The sequence below is a fragment of the Chryseobacterium sp. 27AL genome (assembly GCF_057815395.1).
Genome location: NZ_JBYRIW010000001.1, coordinates 290,039 through 307,322 on the forward strand (window position 1 = coordinate 290,039; position 17,284 = coordinate 307,322).

General features: G+C 36.4%; 16 protein-coding genes. 13 read left to right on the forward strand and 3 right to left on the reverse strand.

The features are described 5' to 3' along the window. The first annotated feature begins 40 nt into the window (after positions 1-40). The 4 genes from AC3WV0_RS01300 to argH all read left to right on the forward strand — a co-directional run bounded on the left by AC3WV0_RS01300 (position 41) and on the right by argH (position 4,670). On the forward strand, positions 41-1,015 hold the full coding sequence (locus AC3WV0_RS01300; RefSeq protein WP_488843264.1) for a Rossmann-fold NAD(P)-binding domain-containing protein: 975 nt from the start codon (positions 41-43) through the stop codon (positions 1,013-1,015). A gap of 56 nt (positions 1,016-1,071) precedes the next feature. Further along, positions 1,072-1,866, forward strand: a complete 795-nt coding sequence (gene argB / locus AC3WV0_RS01305; protein ID WP_488843266.1) for an acetylglutamate kinase — start codon at positions 1,072-1,074, stop codon at positions 1,864-1,866. Beyond that, on the forward strand, positions 1,841-2,923 hold the full coding sequence (locus AC3WV0_RS01310) for a M20 family metallo-hydrolase (RefSeq protein ID WP_488843268.1): 1,083 nt from the start codon (positions 1,841-1,843) through the stop codon (positions 2,921-2,923). The genes argB and AC3WV0_RS01310 overlap by 26 nt, the downstream gene beginning before the upstream one ends. A gap of 442 nt (positions 2,924-3,365) precedes the next feature. Beyond that, complete coding sequence (gene argH, locus AC3WV0_RS01315) at positions 3,366-4,670, forward strand: argininosuccinate lyase (RefSeq protein ID WP_488843270.1); 1,305 nt, start codon at positions 3,366-3,368, stop codon at positions 4,668-4,670. Positions 4,671-4,816: 146 nt separating this feature from the next. Here argH and AC3WV0_RS01320 read toward each other — a convergent pair whose 3' ends face one another. Next, a complete protein-coding gene (locus tag AC3WV0_RS01320) occupies positions 4,817-5,278 on the reverse strand; it encodes an Lrp/AsnC family transcriptional regulator (protein ID WP_488843272.1) in 462 nt (153 codons plus the stop codon). A 246-nt stretch (positions 5,279-5,524) separates the two neighbouring features. On the opposite strand from AC3WV0_RS01320, the gene AC3WV0_RS01325 reads away from it, so the two are divergent. From AC3WV0_RS01325 to AC3WV0_RS01360, 8 genes are all read left to right on the forward strand, one after another. Next, positions 5,525-6,415 (forward strand): aspartate carbamoyltransferase catalytic subunit, encoded by an 891-nt coding sequence (locus AC3WV0_RS01325; RefSeq protein WP_488843274.1) that lies wholly within the window; start codon positions 5,525-5,527, stop codon positions 6,413-6,415. A gap of 307 nt (positions 6,416-6,722) precedes the next feature. Next, entirely contained in the window at positions 6,723-7,796 is a 1,074-nt protein-coding gene (locus AC3WV0_RS01330) for a carbamoyl phosphate synthase small subunit (RefSeq protein ID WP_488843276.1), read from the forward strand. A 305-nt stretch (positions 7,797-8,101) separates the two neighbouring features. Then, on the forward strand, positions 8,102-11,281 hold the full coding sequence (gene carB / locus AC3WV0_RS01335) for a carbamoyl-phosphate synthase large subunit (protein ID WP_488843278.1): 3,180 nt from the start codon (positions 8,102-8,104) through the stop codon (positions 11,279-11,281). A gap of 197 nt (positions 11,282-11,478) precedes the next feature. Beyond that, positions 11,479-12,348 (forward strand): hypothetical protein, encoded by an 870-nt coding sequence (locus AC3WV0_RS01340; RefSeq protein WP_488843280.1) that lies wholly within the window; start codon positions 11,479-11,481, stop codon positions 12,346-12,348. A gap of 124 nt (positions 12,349-12,472) precedes the next feature. Further along, positions 12,473-13,078, forward strand: a complete 606-nt coding sequence (locus tag AC3WV0_RS01345) for a DUF2911 domain-containing protein (protein WP_089998725.1) — start codon at positions 12,473-12,475, stop codon at positions 13,076-13,078. A gap of 10 nt (positions 13,079-13,088) precedes the next feature. Next, positions 13,089-13,616 carry a GNAT family N-acetyltransferase gene (locus AC3WV0_RS01350; protein ID WP_312899975.1) on the forward strand — a complete coding sequence of 176 codons (528 nt, stop codon included), beginning with the start codon at positions 13,089-13,091 and terminating at the stop codon, positions 13,614-13,616. Next, positions 13,613-13,984, forward strand: coding sequence for a cupin domain-containing protein (locus tag AC3WV0_RS01355; RefSeq protein ID WP_089998728.1), 372 nt, complete (start codon positions 13,613-13,615; stop codon positions 13,982-13,984). Before AC3WV0_RS01350 ends, AC3WV0_RS01355 begins: the two co-directional genes overlap by 4 nt. Before the next feature lie 91 nt (positions 13,985-14,075). Then, on the forward strand, positions 14,076-14,456 hold the full coding sequence (locus AC3WV0_RS01360) for a PEGA domain-containing protein (RefSeq protein ID WP_488843283.1): 381 nt from the start codon (positions 14,076-14,078) through the stop codon (positions 14,454-14,456). Between the two features lie 67 nt (positions 14,457-14,523). Here AC3WV0_RS01360 and AC3WV0_RS01365 read toward each other — a convergent pair whose 3' ends face one another. Together AC3WV0_RS01365 and AC3WV0_RS01370 are read right to left on the reverse strand one after the other, a co-directional pair. After that, entirely contained in the window at positions 14,524-15,267 is a 744-nt protein-coding gene (locus AC3WV0_RS01365; protein WP_488843285.1) for a dienelactone hydrolase family protein, read from the reverse strand. A gap of 414 nt (positions 15,268-15,681) precedes the next feature. Beyond that, positions 15,682-16,113 carry a type I restriction enzyme HsdR N-terminal domain-containing protein gene (locus AC3WV0_RS01370; RefSeq protein ID WP_488843287.1) on the reverse strand — a complete coding sequence of 144 codons (432 nt, stop codon included), beginning with the start codon at positions 16,111-16,113 and terminating at the stop codon, positions 15,682-15,684. Between the two features lie 7 nt (positions 16,114-16,120). Here AC3WV0_RS01370 and holA point away from each other — a divergent pair, with 7 nt between their 5' ends. Continuing rightward, complete coding sequence (gene holA, locus AC3WV0_RS01375; protein ID WP_312899977.1) at positions 16,121-17,158, forward strand: DNA polymerase III subunit delta; 1,038 nt, start codon at positions 16,121-16,123, stop codon at positions 17,156-17,158. Positions 17,159-17,284: the final 126 nt, after the last annotated feature.

Here is a 17,284-nt window from a genome sequence, read left to right on the forward strand (position 1 = left end):
GGATATTCCATTTGTCCATTGGAAAAATAAAAATTACCAAATGAAAAAATTCACCTCTGTAAGCGATGTTAAAGACTTACAGCAAATTATAAAAAAAGCTTTACAAATTAAAGAAAATCCTCTTTCGGAACCTGAAAAAGGAAAAGGAAAGACAATCGGACTTGTATTTTTAAATTCAAGTTTGAGAACCCGTTTAAGCAGTCAGATTGCGGCTCAAAATTTAGGTCTAAATGTTTTAACATTAAATGCCGCTCAGGAAGCATGGAATCTGGAATTCGCAGATGGTGCAGTAATGAACGGCGATACGGTTGAACATATTAAAGATGCTATTGAAGTGTTAAATCAGTATTGTGATATTATTGCGGTTCGTTGTTTTGCAGGAATGAAAAGCAAGGAAGATGATGTAAATGAAAGTATTTTAAGCCAGTTTGAGCAATATGCAAAAGTTCCGGTTATTTCACTGGAATCTGCTACACGTCACCCTTTGCAGAGCTTTGCAGACTGCATCACAATTACCGAAAACTGGTACTTCGACAAGCTCAGTGTAACCCGCAAACCGAAGGTTGTTTTAACCTGGGCACCTCACATCAAGCCGATTGCTCAGGCGGTTGGGAATTCTTTCGCAGAATGGATGCAGGAAATGGATGTGGATTTTGTCATCACAAATCCGGAAGGTTATGATTTAGATAAAAACTTTACAAAAGACGTAAAAGTAATTCACGATCAGGATGAAGCTTTAAAAGATGCAGACTTTATTTATGTTAAAAACTGGTCGTCTTTTGATGATTATGCTGCCATGCCGAAAGTGAAAGAAAACTGGATGTTAACAAACGAAAAACTGGAAAATACCAATAATGCAAAAGTGATGCATTGTCTTCCGGTTCGTCGAAATGTTGAATTGAGCGATGAGGTGATGGATGGTGAAAACTCGATTATTTATCAACAGGCAAAAAACCGGATTTTCTCGGCGCAGGCGGTTTTTTCTGAAATTTTGGATGAATTGAATTCTAAATAAATCAAACCTCATAGGTTTCAAAAACCTATGAGGTTAACAATCAAAAATGTATAAAAATGAAAGAAAAATTATACATCATAAAAATTGGCGGTGCATTAATCGATGACGAAGAATTGTTAGATCAATTCTTAGAGCAATTTTCTGAAATTCAGGAAAAGAAAATCCTTGTTCATGGCGGCGGAAAATTAGCAACAACTTTAGCAGACAAGCTTGGAATTGAACAGAAGATGGTAAACGGACGAAGAATCACCGATAAAGATACTTTGGATATTGTAGCTATGGTGTATGCAGGAGGAATTAATAAAAATATCGTGGCAAAACTTCAGCAAAAGAAATGCAAAGCAGTCGGATTTTCGGGCGCTGATGCGAATTTAATTAAAGCTAAAAAAAGAGAGCACGCCGAAATAGATTTTGGATTTGTGGGAGATATCACCGAAAAAAGTGTTAATAAAAAACTGATTTCAAAATTGCTTAAACTGAAATTAGTTCCTGTATTTTCGGCAATTACCCATGATAGAAAAGGACATCTTTTCAATACCAATGCAGACACGATTGCTTCGGTAATTGCTCAGTCTCTATCGGTAAAATATGATGTAGAACTGTTGTATTGTTTTGATAAAGAAGGCGTTTTAGAAGATGTAAACAATCCGGAATCTGTTATAAAAAATATTTCTGAAGAAGAATTTTCGAACTTAAAAGACGAAGGAAAACTTCATAAAGGAATTCTTCCCAAACTGGAAAATGCTTTGGGAGCCGTAAAAAATAAAGTCAATAAGGTATTCTTAATTAAAGAAACCGAACTGAAAAACCATATAGAAAACCATCATGCAGGAACTGAAATCTGTTTATAGTAAAGAAGAATTACTGAATAACGCAGTAGAATTGCTGAAAAAACTGATTGAAATTCCTTCATTCAGCAAAGATGAATTTAATACGTCGGTGGAAATTGAAAATTTTTTCAAAAAACATCAGATTCCGACGAAGCGATTTAAAAATAACATCTGGGCGGTGAATAAAAATTTTGATGTTTTCAAACCTTCTATTTTGCTGAATACGCATCATGATACCGTAAAACCGAATAAAGCTTATACGCTAGATCCTTTTTTACCGATTGAAAAAGATGGGAAATTATTCGGATTGGGAAGTAATGATGCAGGCGCTTCTTTGGTTTCGATGGCGCAGGTTTTTTTGCATTTTTTTACTCAAGAAGATTTAAAATATAATTTAGTTATTGCTTTGACGGCTGAGGAGGAGATTTCAGGTTTTGATGGAATTGAAGCTTTATTTCCACAGCTGCCCAATATCGAGCTCGCCATTGTAGGAGAACCCACGCAGATGAATCTGGCGATCGCGGAAAAAGGATTGTTGGTGATAGACGGTGAAATGAAAGGTACGCCTTCTCACGCCGCTCATCCAAATAATGACAATTCGATTGTAAAATGTATGGAAGACCTGCAACATATTCTGAGCTTTAAATTTCCAAAAGTTTCGGATTATTTAGGTGAGGTAAAGATAACGTTGTCAGGAATTCATGCCGGAGTTCAGCATAATGTGGTTCCGGAATCTTGTACTTTTACTTTAGATGTGAGAGTTACAGATGAATATTCCAACAAAGAAGCATTTGAAATCATCCAATCGCAGATGAAATCAACGTTGACAGCGAGATCTTTCAGGCTAAATTCATCAAAAATAGAAATGGAACATCCGTTTGTACAGGCAGGTCTGGAAATTGGAAGGACAACTTACGGTTCCCCAACTTCATCCGATCAGGCAATCATTCCTTGTACCTCAGTAAAAATTGGTCCCGGAGATAGCACGCGCTCTCACACTGCAGATGAATTTATTTTCATCGAAGAAATTGCGGAGGGAATTGAGATTTATATTAAAATTTTAGAGAAAGTTTTATAGGTTGGAAGCAGGGAGATGGAAGCCTATTCTATTGAGTATAGAACAAAGACCTAGGAAATGGAGGCGTTAAGAAAATTATTTCTGTGAACGTTAAGAAAATTCTATTGTTCGAAGCGCAGGACAAATCTTGAACCGAAGAACGAATTTTGAATTCGCGCAAGTTTTAGAATTTTTAGAGAGCAGAATTAATTTTTAGCCGGAGTTTCCAGTCTTGAATTTTTGTTTTTTTGTTTTAAGACAAAAGAAAATATAAAGAAAAAGATTCAATTGTGTCATTCTGAAAGAAACGAAGTAGATTGAAGAATCTCTAATAATATTTATACAGATTCCTCCTTCGTCGGAATGACAAAATTAAATAAATAATAAATAAAAGGAAGATAAAGCATTTGGTAGTAAAACTTCCAACACCCAGCTTCAATCTTCCATCAAAAAAAGAAATTACATGAAAAAAATATGGCAGAAAGACGATAATGCCACAAACATATTAGTCAATACATTTACAGTCGGGAAAGATCTTGACTTTGATGAACGTTTGGCAAAATACGATGTCAAGGGTTCTATGGCGCACTGTAAAATGTTAGCGGAAGTGGGAATTATATCCAATGAAGAATCCAAACAGATGTTGTCTGTTTTAGCGGAAATTTTGGAAGAAATCGAGAACGGAAATTTTAAAATCGATAAAAATGCTGAGGATATTCATTCGCAAATTGAATCTATTTTAATCCAAAAATTAGGTGATATCGGAAAGAAAATCCATACGGCACGTTCCAGAAACGATCAGGTTTTGTTGGATATTAAACTGTATTTATTAGATGAAATTCGTGAAATTACAGCACTGGCAGATGAATTTTTTCAGATCTTAATCAAACTGGCAGAACAACATAAACATGCTTTGCTTCCGGGTTATACGCACTTACAAATTGCGATGCCATCCTCATTTGGATTGTGGTTTGGAGCGTATGCAGAGGCGTTGTTGGATGATCTGGAAATGTTGTTTTCCGTTAAAAATATCATTAATAAAAATCCATTAGGTTCGGCGGCAGGTTACGGCTCATCTTTTCCGATTGATCGTGAGAGTACAACCTATAATTTAGGCTTTCAGTCGATGAATTATAATTCCGTTTATGCTCAGATGACGCGCGGAAAATCAGAAAAAATGTTGTCGATGGCCATGGCAACTTTGGCAGGAACTTTAAGCAAATTTTCTTATGATGTTTGTCTGTATTTGAGCCAGAATTTTGATTTTATCAGTTTCCCTAAAGAATTTACTACGGGAAGCAGTATTATGCCTCACAAGAAAAATCCGGATATCTTCGAATTGGTTCGTGCCCGTTGTAACAGAATCCAGTCGTTGCCAAATGAGTTTATTTTACTGACGAATAACCTTCCTTCAGGCTACCATCGGGATATGCAGGTGACGAAAGAAATTCTTTTTCCTGCCATTGATTCCTTAAAAGAATGTCTGAAAATTTTAAATTACACCTTACCGAATATTCAGGTGAAAGATGGAATTTTGGATGATGAAAAGTATAAATATCTTTTCAGTGTAGAAAAAATTAATGAAGAAGTGAAAAGCGGAAGTTCATTTCGGGATGCCTATATAAAAGTAGGACAGGAAATTGAAAAGGGAGCGTTTGATTTTGAAATTGGAAATCTTAGCCATACCCATCAGGGAAGCATCGGAAATCTTTGTTTAGATAAGATTGAATATCAGTTTAATAAGCTGAGAAATAAATTATTGGGTTGATTGTTTTTAAACCATTAAGATTTCTATTAAGAAGTTAAGCTTAATTAAGAAAAATCTATAGATTTTTAATTACTGTTTTATTATTCGCTTTCGAATCTTAAATATTCTTAACTCCTTAAATAGAACCTTAATGGTTCAATTTTATTTTAATCCAGATCAATCTTAAACTTCGTAGATTTCTTCACCTCGTGAAGCACGATAGAACTGTGATATTGCCCAATATTAGGAATATTTGAAATAACGTTTACCGCGAAATCATTATATGAATTGATATCTTTAGCAATAATTTTCAGCATGTAATCATATTCCCCGGAAAGACTGATGATCTCCTGGACTTCATCATATTTGCCGATATTTTTTTCAAATGCTTCCAAAACTTTTTGTGATTGCTCTTTGAGTCGGATATTGCAGTACACAACAATATTAAGTCCTAATTTTTCACGGTTTAAGAGCCCAACATATTTCTCAATAATTCCATTTTTCTCCAGCTGCTTGATGCGTTCATAGGTTGGAGTAAAAGTAAGACCGATCTTTTCTGAAATTTCTTTCACAGAATACGTAGAGTCTTCCTGAATAATGCTGAGAATCATTTTGTCTTTTAAATCCATATTATATAAACGTTGAATGGTAACAAAAATAGTATTTAAAAATTAAAATTATTTAAAAATCATGGTATTTTAATATTAATGAAAATTGGTTTTGTCAGTTTGTAAAATTGTTGTATCTTTGCACCTAATGAATAACACAGTATTTATATCATTAGAATTACCGGGCGATAGCGCCCTTTACGATATTTATTTATTTTAAGCGAAGATATTTTCTTCGCTTTTTTTTTGTAAAAAAATTAAAATATTATGTTTACGATTACAGAACTAAGCACCGGGAGAATCAACAGGATAGTGACAGAAGCTTTGGCTTTTGCAAATGGAAAAACGGCTAAAATTGAAGGAGAAGTTTTTTGCTCAAATCTTTTTTTCGAAGACAGCACCAGAACAAAAACGAGCTTTGATATTGCAGAAAGAAAACTGGGCTTGCAGGTAGTGCCTTTTGATGCTTCAAATTCTTCCGTTAACAAAGGGGAAAGTTTGTATGACACGGTAAAAACAATTGAAAGTTTAGGGGTAAATCTTGTCGTAATCAGAGATAAAAAAGACAGATATTTTGATGAATTAAAAAATATAAAAATTCCGGTGATCAACGGGGGAGACGGTACAGGAAACCATCCGTCTCAATGCATGCTTGACCTGATGACGATCTATCAGGAATTCGGAAAATTTGAAGGCCTAAAAGTAGGAATCGTAGGAGATGTAAAGCATAGCAGAGTAGCCAATTCCAACGCAGAAGCATTGAGAAGATTAGGAGCAAAAGTATATTTCTCCGGCCCTGAACAGTGGTTTGATGAAGGAGCATTAATCAACGGGACGTATCTTAGTGTAGATGAATTAATTGCTGAAGTTGATGTTTTAATGCTGTTAAGAATCCAACACGAAAGACACGACGCAAAAATGAGTTTCTCTGCTTCCGAATATCATAGAAAATATGGTTTAACCAAAGAAAGAGAAAAAGCCATGAAAAAAGATGCGATCATCATGCATCCCGCGCCAATCAACAGAGGTGTGGAAATTGATACAGACCTCGTGGAATGCGAACGTTCAAGAGTTTTCAAACAAATGCAGAATGGCGTTTTCGCAAGAATGGCAATTTTAAAAGAAGCTCTGGAGAAGGAAGGCTATATTTTTAAATAAGAACCAAGGTAAAAGAGAAAAGTAAAAAGTTAGCGAGCCCCTGAGGGGCGATCTGTTAATAGCCACGGGTGAAGCCTGTAGAAAACAAAAAACATAAAGATTGTCCAAGCCCTGTAAGGGCGACCTATTAATAGCCGTGGGTGCAACCCATGGAATAAAAGGAATAATAATCCGAGCCCCAAAGGGGCGATCTGTTAATAGCCACGAGTGAATTCCCCTCCTCTGGAGGGGTGGCAAAAATTCAAAGAATTTTTGACGGGGTGGTTTAAAAAGATTAAGAATAAATAATAAGAGATAAAAGTTTAAAATGAAGAAAAAATTAATACTGGAGTCCGGTGAAGTATTTCATGGAGAAGGTTTCGGAGCAGAATTGGAAACGGCAGGAGAAGTGGTTTTCAATACCGGAATGACAGGGTATCAGGAACTTATTTCCGACCCGTCTTATTGCGGTCAGATTGTGTGTATGACCTATCCGCTTATCGGAAACTATGGGATTAATAGAGACGATTATGAGAGTATTGAGCCGGCAATTAAAGGTCTTATTGTAAAAGAACTTTGTGATCTGCCATCCAATTTCCGTACTCAGATTACGTTAGATGAATTATTTAAAAAGAAACACCTTTCAGGAATTTCAGGAATTGATACAAGAAGACTGACTAGAATTCTTCGTAATCATGGGGTTGTGAAAGGAAAAATAGTAAACGCTGATGCCGATGAAAGCACAGTGGTTGCAGAATTGAAATTAACAAACTTCCCTACAAACCAGGTAGAGCAGGTTTCTACAAAAACACCTTATGCTAATCCGGGAAGAGGTTTAAAAGTGGTATTGGTGGATTTCGGTTCCAAATTAGGAATCATCAGAGAATTATCTCAAAGAAACTGCGATATCACGGTAGTTTCTCAGGATGTAACGGCAGAAGAAATTTTACTGATGGATCCTGATGGAGTAATGTTGTCCAATGGTCCTGGTGACCCGGAAGATAACCAACAGGCGCTGGAAATGATCAGAGGTATTTTAGGAAAAGTTCCGATTTTCGGAATCTGTTTAGGACACCAATTAATCGGTCTGGCTTGTGGAGCAAAAACATTCAAATTAAAATTCGGACACAGAGGAGGAAATCACCCAGTGTTGGATTTAGAGAAAAACAAAGTCGCCATCACTTCTCAGAACCACGGGTACGCTGTAGATCAGGAAAGTCTGAAAAATACAGATTTAATTGAAACGCACATTGCGCTGAATGACAGAACTAATGAAGGCTTGAAACACAGAATTCATCCTTGTTTCTCCGTTCAGTATCACCCGGAAGCTAGTCCGGGCCCGGAAGATGCGAATTATTTGTTTGATGATTTTATCCAGTTAATGGAGGATTTTAAAAAGTAGAAGATTAATTTGGGCAGCTTAATCCGCCTGTAGTTTATCCTGAGCGAGTCGAAGGACTCCCAATCTTTTCTGCAGAACTTTTCAGCTAAAGTAGAACAAGCAGGATGGCAAAAAAGGATTTCCGCTCAAGTCGGGCTGCGTGCAATTCGTCGCTGAAATTAATATCAGAATTCAACGAATCCGAAGGATTCAATATGAATAGCCGTAGGTGCAACCTATGGAAACGGTGAACCCCATGAAAATGGTAAAACAACCATCATCAGAACCCAGAAGGGTTCAACACTAACAAAAGGATAAATTTAAAAATGAAAAGAAACGACATAAAAACAATTTTAGTAATCGGTTCAGGTCCAATCATTATCGGTCAGGCGGCAGAATTTGATTACGCAGGGACGCAGGCTTGTCTGTCTTTGAAAGAAGAAGGCTACAAGGTAATTTTGATCAACTCAAACCCTGCAACGATTATGACAGATGTTGAAATCGCAGATAAAGTATACATCGAGCCGATTTCACTTCAGTTTGTAAGTCATATCATCAGAAAAGAACGCCCGGATGCGCTTTTACCGACTTTGGGAGGACAGACTGGTCTGAACATGGCGGTAGAATTGGAAAAATCAGGAATTCTTGAAGAGTGCAAAGTTGAGGTATTGGGAACAAAACTTTCAGCGATCAACAGAGCGGAAGACAGAGATTTGTTCCGTGAATTAATGAGAGAATTAAATGAGCCGGTTCCTGAATCGGATATCGTAAACACGGTAGAAGGAGCATTGAATTTTGCTGATAATATCGGGTACCCTGTAATTGTTCGTCCAGCCTTCACCATGGGTGGAACAGGAGGTGGTATCGCTTCCAACGAGGTTGAGTTAAAGGAAATTGCTGAATTAGGATTAAAACATAGTCCTGTTACGCAATGTCTTATTGAAAAATCAATCGCAGGTTTCAAAGAAATTGAATATGAAGTAATGCGTGATGCAAACGACAACGCAATTGTGGTTTGTAACATGGAAAATATAGATCCGGTTGGAGTTCACACAGGAGATTCAATCGTTGTGGCGCCTTCTCAGACACTTTCTGACAGAGAATATCAGTTGTTGAGAAATGCCTCACTGAAAATCATCAGAGCTTTAGGAATCGAAGGCGGATGTAACGTACAGTTGGCATTAGACCCACATTCATTCAACTATTATATCATTGAGGTGAATCCAAGGGTTTCCCGTTCATCAGCTCTAGCATCAAAGGCAACAGGTTATCCGATTGCAAAAATCGCTGCAAAAATTGCGGTAGGTTTAACGCTTGACGAAATCATGAATCCGGTTACAGGGAAAACATACGCTTGTTTCGAACCGGCCTTGGATTATGTAGTTACTAAATTCCCAAGATTCCCATTCGATAAATTCGAAACAGCAGACAGAAGATTATCAACCCAGATGAAAGCGACGGGTGAAGTGATGGCTATTGGAAGAAACTTCGAAGAGTCTTTACAAAAAGCGATCCGTTCTTTGGAAACCGGAATCAGACATATCGGCTTAAAAACGAAACAGGCTGCAGCTTTAACAGCCGAAGAAATCGAAAGGAGAATCAGAGTTTGTGATGACGAAAGATTGTTCATCATCGGTGATGCATTAAGAAGAGGTTACGACTGGGAGCAGATCGTAGAATGGAGCAAAATCGACAAATTCTTCATCTGGAAAATCAAAAAATTAATTGACTTCGAAAAAACGATTGCTGAAAATAAATTCAACAAAGAAATTCTTTTAGAAGCTAAAAAACTGGGTTTTGCAGATTTAAACATTGCTGTGCTTTGGGATGTTACACAAAGAGAAGTTTTCAATTTCAGAAAAGAAAACGGAATAATGCCGGTTTACAAAATGGTTGATACCTGTGCCGCAGAATTCGAATCTGAAACGCCATATTTCTACGGAACATACGAAGAAGAAAACGAAAGTGTAGTTTCGGATAAAGAAAAAATCATTGTTCTTGGTTCAGGACCGATCAGAATCGGGCAGGGTGTTGAATTTGATTACGCAACGGTTCATTCAGTTTGGGCGATCAAAGAAATGGGCTACGAAGCAATCATCATCAACAACAATCCTGAAACGGTTTCTACAGATTTCTCCATTTCAGATAAATTATACTTCGAGCCTTTGACGGAAGAAGATGTAATGAACATCATCGAATTGGAAAAGCCAAAAGGTGTTGTGGTACAGTTTGGAGGTCAGACAGCCATCAACTTAGCAGATAAATTGGCTTCTCATGGAGTTCAGATCTTAGGAACATCTCTTGAAGATCTTGACAGAGCCGAAAATAGAGATAAGTTTGAAAAAGCGCTTCAGGAAATGCAGATTCCTCAGCCTTTAGGAAAGACTTCCACTTCAAAAGAAGAAGCAATAAAAATTGCCAACGAAATTGGTTATCCGGTATTGGTTCGTCCGAGTTACGTGTTAGGAGGTAGAGCCATGGAAATTGTATACACAGAAACAGAACTGGCGCACTACATGGAAAATGCGGTAGAAGCAAGTCCTGAACACCCGGTTTTGGTTGACAAATACATGGTTGGAAAAGAGGTTGAAATCGACGCGATCTGTGATGGAGAAACAGTAATTATTCCGGGAATTATGGAGCACATCGAAAGGGCTGGGGTTCACTCCGGAGACTCCATTGCAGTATATCCTCCACAGAATATTTCACAAAAAGAAATCGAAACTTTAGTGGATTATACGAAGAGATTGGCAAAAGGATTAAACGTGATCGGGTTAATGAACATCCAGTACGTTCTTTTTGAAGGAAATGTTTATGTAATCGAGGTAAATCCACGTTCTTCAAGAACAGTTCCTTTCTTATCTAAAATTACGGAAGTTCCGATGGCGAATTTGGCTACAAAAGCAATTTTAGGTCAGAAGCTGAAAGATTTAGGCTACGAAAGCGGATTGATTCCGAATAAAGAGGGTGTTTTCGTAAAAGTTCCGGTATTCTCTTTCTCAAAACTAACGAAAGTTGACATTTCTTTAGGCCCTGAAATGAAGTCTACAGGAGAGGTTATGGGTAAAGATACAACATTGGAGAAAGCGCTTTACAAAGGATTGGTTGCAGCAGGAAGAAAAGTTCCGATGCATGGCTCGATCTTATTCACGGTAGCGGATAAGCACAAGCAGGAAGCGGCTGATCTGGCGGCGAGATTCCATGAAGTTGGTTTCAGAATCTGGGCAACGGAAGGAACAGCAAAATTCTTCGAAGAAAAAGGGATTCCTTGCAAAATCGGATATAAAATCGGAGAAGAAAGTGTAAATCTCATCGACCTTATTCAAAAAGGAAAAGTTCAATATGTTGTCAATACCATGACGAAAGGAAAACAGTCAGAAAGAGATGGTTTCCAGATCAGAAGAATGAGTGTGGAAAACGGTGTTCCTTGTTTAACATCCATGGATACGGTTGAAGCCATCCTGAAAGTTATTGAAAGCATGAGCTTCAAAATGGAGACGATGTAATTTTCGGGTTAAAATATTTTTTAAACCTCGTAAGTTTTCTTGCGGGGTTTTTTGTTTAAAAACAGAAACAAACTTACCGGAAACTTAAATAATAATGATTTGATTACCTCTGTATATTTCTTTTTCAAATCATTTTTGTAATTACAATTTGTACTTATTTAAAACAAAATGATATTTTTACGCCTTAATAATTATATATGAAAAAATATGTATTAGGAGTTTCGTTTTTCGTTCTTCTTTCTTGCGGAAGCTCAGATGAATCGGAGAATAACAATTTAAATGTTTTAAACACAAAAATTCAGACGCTTACTATAAAAGATGAAGAAATTCAAAATGGAAACACAACATTGTATGAGAAGCTGGATTTTAAATTTGAATACGATCAGAATAACTTAGTAAAAGTCTGGGATCTGAATAACAATTATACGGAAAATCTGACCTATACAAATAATCTTCTGACCAATATAAGTATTACTGGTTATTCCTACCCACAATTGTCTGATCACTTATTTTTCATGGTAAAGAGAAATCTGTCTTATGATACTAATCAGAGAATAATAAAATCTGAAGTTATAGAAGGTACTGGCAACTATAAATATACAACTTTCGAATATCCTTCTGCGGATATTATTATTGCAAAAAATTATTTCCAGAGTTCATTCGACGGTACAATTACATGGTCCCAAAGGTTTATCATTTATTTAAATAATGGGAATGTTACAAGAGTTGAGCAATGGGCTAATACAATTCCTGCTGTTCAGGTTGGTGTCATAAAATACGAATATGATCAGAAAATGAATCCTAATTTTCTAATTAATGAAAACAGAATTTTAGCGTTACCAGAATATTCTTTCAATGTTTTTGAACTTCAGGATTATTCACAGATCTCTAAAAATAATGTAATCAAGAAATTGAAATATACGATAAATAATGGGGTAGAATCTTTAACTGAAACTGTGAATGTTCATTATGATTACCAGAATAATAATCTACCCTCAACCATTTATTTACAGTACGATTATCCCAATAATATGGGTTTAAAAGTCTCGGCTATATATGGATATTAATTTTAACTTAAGACTCATAAAGAAATTTATAAGCTTTTTTTAAAAAAAATTATATATAAATTATCAAATTTTCAGAAGACTTTTCTTTTTTGATTTCGTATTTTTAGACAAAATTTTTTAAAAAGTGAAAAAGATAATAGTTGCACTTTGCATATCAGCATCAGCATTAAGTTTTGCACAGGATTATTCAGTACCGGCGGTCAGTCCGCGTCAGAAAGTGGAGCAGCAGTTTTCCATGTCTAAAATCACAATTGACTATGGAAGACCAGGTGTTAAGGGGCGCAAAATCTTCGGAGAACTTGTTCCTTATGGTCAGGTTTGGAGAGCAGGAGCCAACTCATCCACGAAAATTACTTTCGGACAGTCGGTAAATTTCGGCGGAAAAATCGTTCAGGCCGGAACATACGGTTTGTTTATCGTTCCTACTGAAAAAGAATGGAAAGTGATCTTAAATAAAGATTTCCAGCAGTGGGGAGCTTATACTTATGACCCTAAACAGGACGTGGTAGATGTAACTGTTCCGGTAAATAAACTTGCAGACAAACAGGAGTGGTTTGAAATTACGCTTAACCCGACAGGTGAAAATTCTGCAAATCTTGTATTGAAATGGGATATGGCTCAGGCTGAAGTGGCTTTGAAACCATCAAGTCCCGATGCAGTAACGAAGATTGCAGATAAATTAAAGGAAATCAAAAAAATAGAAGCTGACGCTGCTAAAACAAAGAGCTAGGCGATACGAAATGAATTTCTCGATTCAGACCATATTAGAAAATCAGCAATATCAACTAATCCCCTTACAGCAAGGGGATTTTGAGTCTTTATATGAAGTCGCCTCCAATCCCGAAGTCTGGAAACAGCATCCTAATAAAGACCGGTACCAAAAAGAAGTGTTTGAGATCTTTTTTAAAGGTGCCATGGAAAGTGCCGGCGCTTTTAAAGTTGTTGAAAAATCTACAGGCAGAACATTGGGAAGCACTCGTTTTTACGACTATAATGAAAAGGAAAACAGTATTTTTATAGGCTACACCTTTTATGGAACAGAATCGTGGGGAAAAGGAATCAATCCGCAGATCAAGAAGCTGATGATGGATTATATATTTCAATTCGTAGATATTATTTATTTCCATGTCGGAAAAGACAATATCCGCTCCCGCACAGCTATGGAACGGTTGAATGCAGAAAATAAGGGTGAATTTGAAATTGCATATTTCGGAGAACCTTCCAAAATAAACATCTTATACCAAATCAAAAAAGAAAACTGGTTATGAAAAAATTTAAAATCCAACAATCACCATTTATTGTCCCAACGACAGACGGAAAGCTGATTGAAGAACACTGGGGAAACTCCACAGGAAATTCCGATATTTCGATCGCACACATGATCGCACCTGCAGGTTGGAGCGAGCCGTATCAGACTCCCGAATTTGATGAGTTTACTCTCATTATTTCAGGAAAAAAGCAGTTCGAAATAGACGGTGAAACGGTCGTTCTGGAAAAAGGACAGAGTATCTTAATTGAGAAAGGGGCAAGAATCCGCTACAGCAATCCGTTTCAGCAAGAATGTGAATATATTTCCATCTGCCTTCCCGCATTTTCCATGGAGTCGGTGCATAGGGAAGAAGAAGGGGTGGATTAAAATGTAATATGCTGGCAATATATTATTTCTTGAATATTGGCGAATTATTCGTAAGTTTGCGCAAATTTAAACAGGAAATAGAAAACTAACTATGAAAAACAAGCTGTCAGCAGCCCTTTTAATGGGGGTTACACTTTCTTTGACTTCATGTGCAACCATCATTACGGGAACAAAAGATAAAATAACATTTAATTCAACTCCGGAAGGCGCTAAAGTAATGCACAAAGGAATTGAAAAATGTATCACTCCTTGCACAGCTGAAATTCCCAGATCTTTGAGTAAACAAATGGTAACTTTCGAAAAAGAAGGATTTAATAGTAAAGAGGTTAAACTTACGAAGAAATTTAACCCTGTTACATTGGTCAATATCCTATTAGGAGGAGCTATTGGTGTCGGAATTGATGCTGCAACAGGATCTCTTACCAAATATTCACCAAAAGAATATACTGTTCAACTTGAACAACAAAATTAATTTGTAATATAAAATGTAACATTGTAACAATAATAATTAAGTAATTGTTACAATGTTACATTTTAACCTATTTCAGAATTTCTTTCAAGAACATCAATGTATGATTCCAAGCTCTTTTTGCCATTACAAGATTATAATCCGGTGACTTCGGATCCGTGAAAGTGTGTTTTGAATGGGCGTATGTGATGATTTGCCAATCCGCATTTCCTTCATTCATCTCTTTAACCAGATTATTGTAATCTTCAGGTGTTACACCCTGGTCATCAGCAGGATTTTCAACTAGAATTTTAGTAGAAATCGGTCCGTTTTTCCTTGACTGATCTTTTCCAATACTTCCGTGAATAGAAACCACACCCACCACAGGAAGGCTTCCTCTCGCAGATTCTAACGCTCCTGTTCCACCAAAACAATATCCGATTACTGCAATTTTATCCGGGATTCCTCCGTTTTTCTTCAACTGTTCCAAGGCCAGCGATATTCTTTTCTGATAGGCTTCATAATCTTTTTTATAGAAGCCTGCTGTTTTTGCAGCACTTGCATTATCAGTAGGAATATTTCCCTCTCCGTAAATGTCTGCAACAAATGCAATATAACCTTGTTTTTCAAGTTCTTTCGCTGCCGTTTTTGCTTCATCATCAATTCCTTTCCAGGCGGGAAGAATCAGCACTCCCGGTAATTTTTTTCCGGCATTGGAAGTCACCAGGCCATTCAGTTTCTGCGAACCATCCTCATAAGCAACAGGTTTTAAATTCTGACCCAAAAATCTTCCCGAAGTCATCAGAATTCCTGCAAGTAAAATTGTACGTATCATATTTTGTAATTTAAGTTTTAAAAATTTTTGACTCTTTTGAATGTATTTTATTTTTTGGAGCTATTTGATCACATCGAAAAGCAATATATATTTAATTGAAGCTTTTTGATTTCGTCGAATTGTATTTGCTTATTTATTTTTTAAAGGAGCAATTTCCCGCTTTCGCTACTCGCTTTTCCTGGTTTCGGCGGGCGGAGCCCGCCGAAACCAGGAAAGAGCTCAAACATGCCGCTCAATCGGGGCTAGGAAGTCTGCAATACATTACTTTTTGCCATTCATAATAAACGATATCAACTCAACAATCTAAATTAACAAAATAACTTACACCATAAAAGTAAAATATTCCCGTATCACTATTTAGCTGAACCTCAACTTTGCCTCAGCCTTAACCTCAAGCTTAGCCTATTCCCTCCATCAATCCCGTTTATAAAACTGATATTGCTCATTTTCATAATACGCATTAATATGCTGTAAACCATTCGTTAAAATAATTTCTTTCGCTCCAACGATGGAGTTATATCTTGCCGTTTGTTCAAACGTTTTTTCAGTCAATTTAATTTGCGGAGCTTTACATTCAATCAAGATGATAGGTTCTGTTTTTTCAGTAATAAGGAGATCAATTCTCTTAGTCAAACCATTCAAAACGATTTTTTTTTCAGTGATTAAAGCAGAAGCAGAATAAGCTTTTACAGTAAGATAATAATGAATCCAGTGTTGGCGCACCCATTCTTCAGGAGTAAGCAAAAGGTAAGTTTTACGAACCAAATCATAAATAAAAAACTTATCTTTGTCTTTCTTGAATTTAAAATCAAAAGTTTCCTGAAAATTCAGTTTTGGAAGTTCCATTTATAAGATGAAAGAATTAGATTTAATCCTCAAAAATATTAAAAATAAAGAAGTTTTACCGATTTATTTTTTTCATGGAGAAGAACCTTACTTTATTGATCTTGCTGTAAAAGCACTCGAGCACGATTTTTTGAATGAAGATGAAAAAGCATTCAATCAGACGGTAGTCTACGGAAAAGATACTTCTTATCAGGAAGTTCTTTCGCTGGCAAGGCAGTTTCCGATGATGGGAGACAAGCAGGTGATTATTGTTAAGGAAGCACAGGATTTAAAACTAAATGAAGAAGAAAACAGAATTCTCGAAGCCTATGTGACAAATCCCGTACCTTCTACAGTACTTGTTTTTGCCCATAAACATAAAAAGCTTGATAGCCGTAAAAAAGCGACAAAAGCCCTTGATAAGGCAAATGCTTTGTTTCTGAGCGAATCCGTAAAAGAAAACAATCTTCCAAAATGGATTGCTGATGAATGTATAAAATTAAACATCAAAACCGCACCAAATATTTCCCATTTGCTCGCAGAATATCTCGGAAACGACCTTTCCAGGATTGCCAATGAACTGAACAAACTGAAGATCATCCTTAAGCCGGGTGAAGCTCTCGACGGAAAAATAGTGGAAGATCATATCGGGATCAGCAAGGAGTATAATGTTTTTGAATTGCAGAAAGCATTAGGAACTAAAAATGCCAATGCCGCTTTTAAAATTGCCCATTTCATGGGTAAAAATCCAAAAAACAATCCGTTTGTGATGATGTTGGCAAGTTTATATAATTATTTTTCCAACGTCATTATTTACAACACAATGGCTGGTCAGTCGCCACAGGTCATTGCCGCACAGATGGGGGTGAATCCTTACTTTATTAAAGATTATGCTGAATCGGCAAGGCTTTATCCTTTAAAGCATGCAACGAGAGTAATATCAATTCTTCGTGAATTTGATATGAAGGGGAAAGGATTAGGTGCTGTAAATATGAGTGAAGCGGAACTCATTAAAGAACTGGTTTACAAGATTATCAATGTCGATAAAATCAAGATGAAAGTGTGAAAAAAGTAAATAGTCAATTGTCAATTCGCTTTGCTCATCAATTTCAAAGTCAGAAATTCACAATTGACCATTGACAATTGATCATTCACATATTAAATATTGACAAGTATCATTAAAATAACTTTA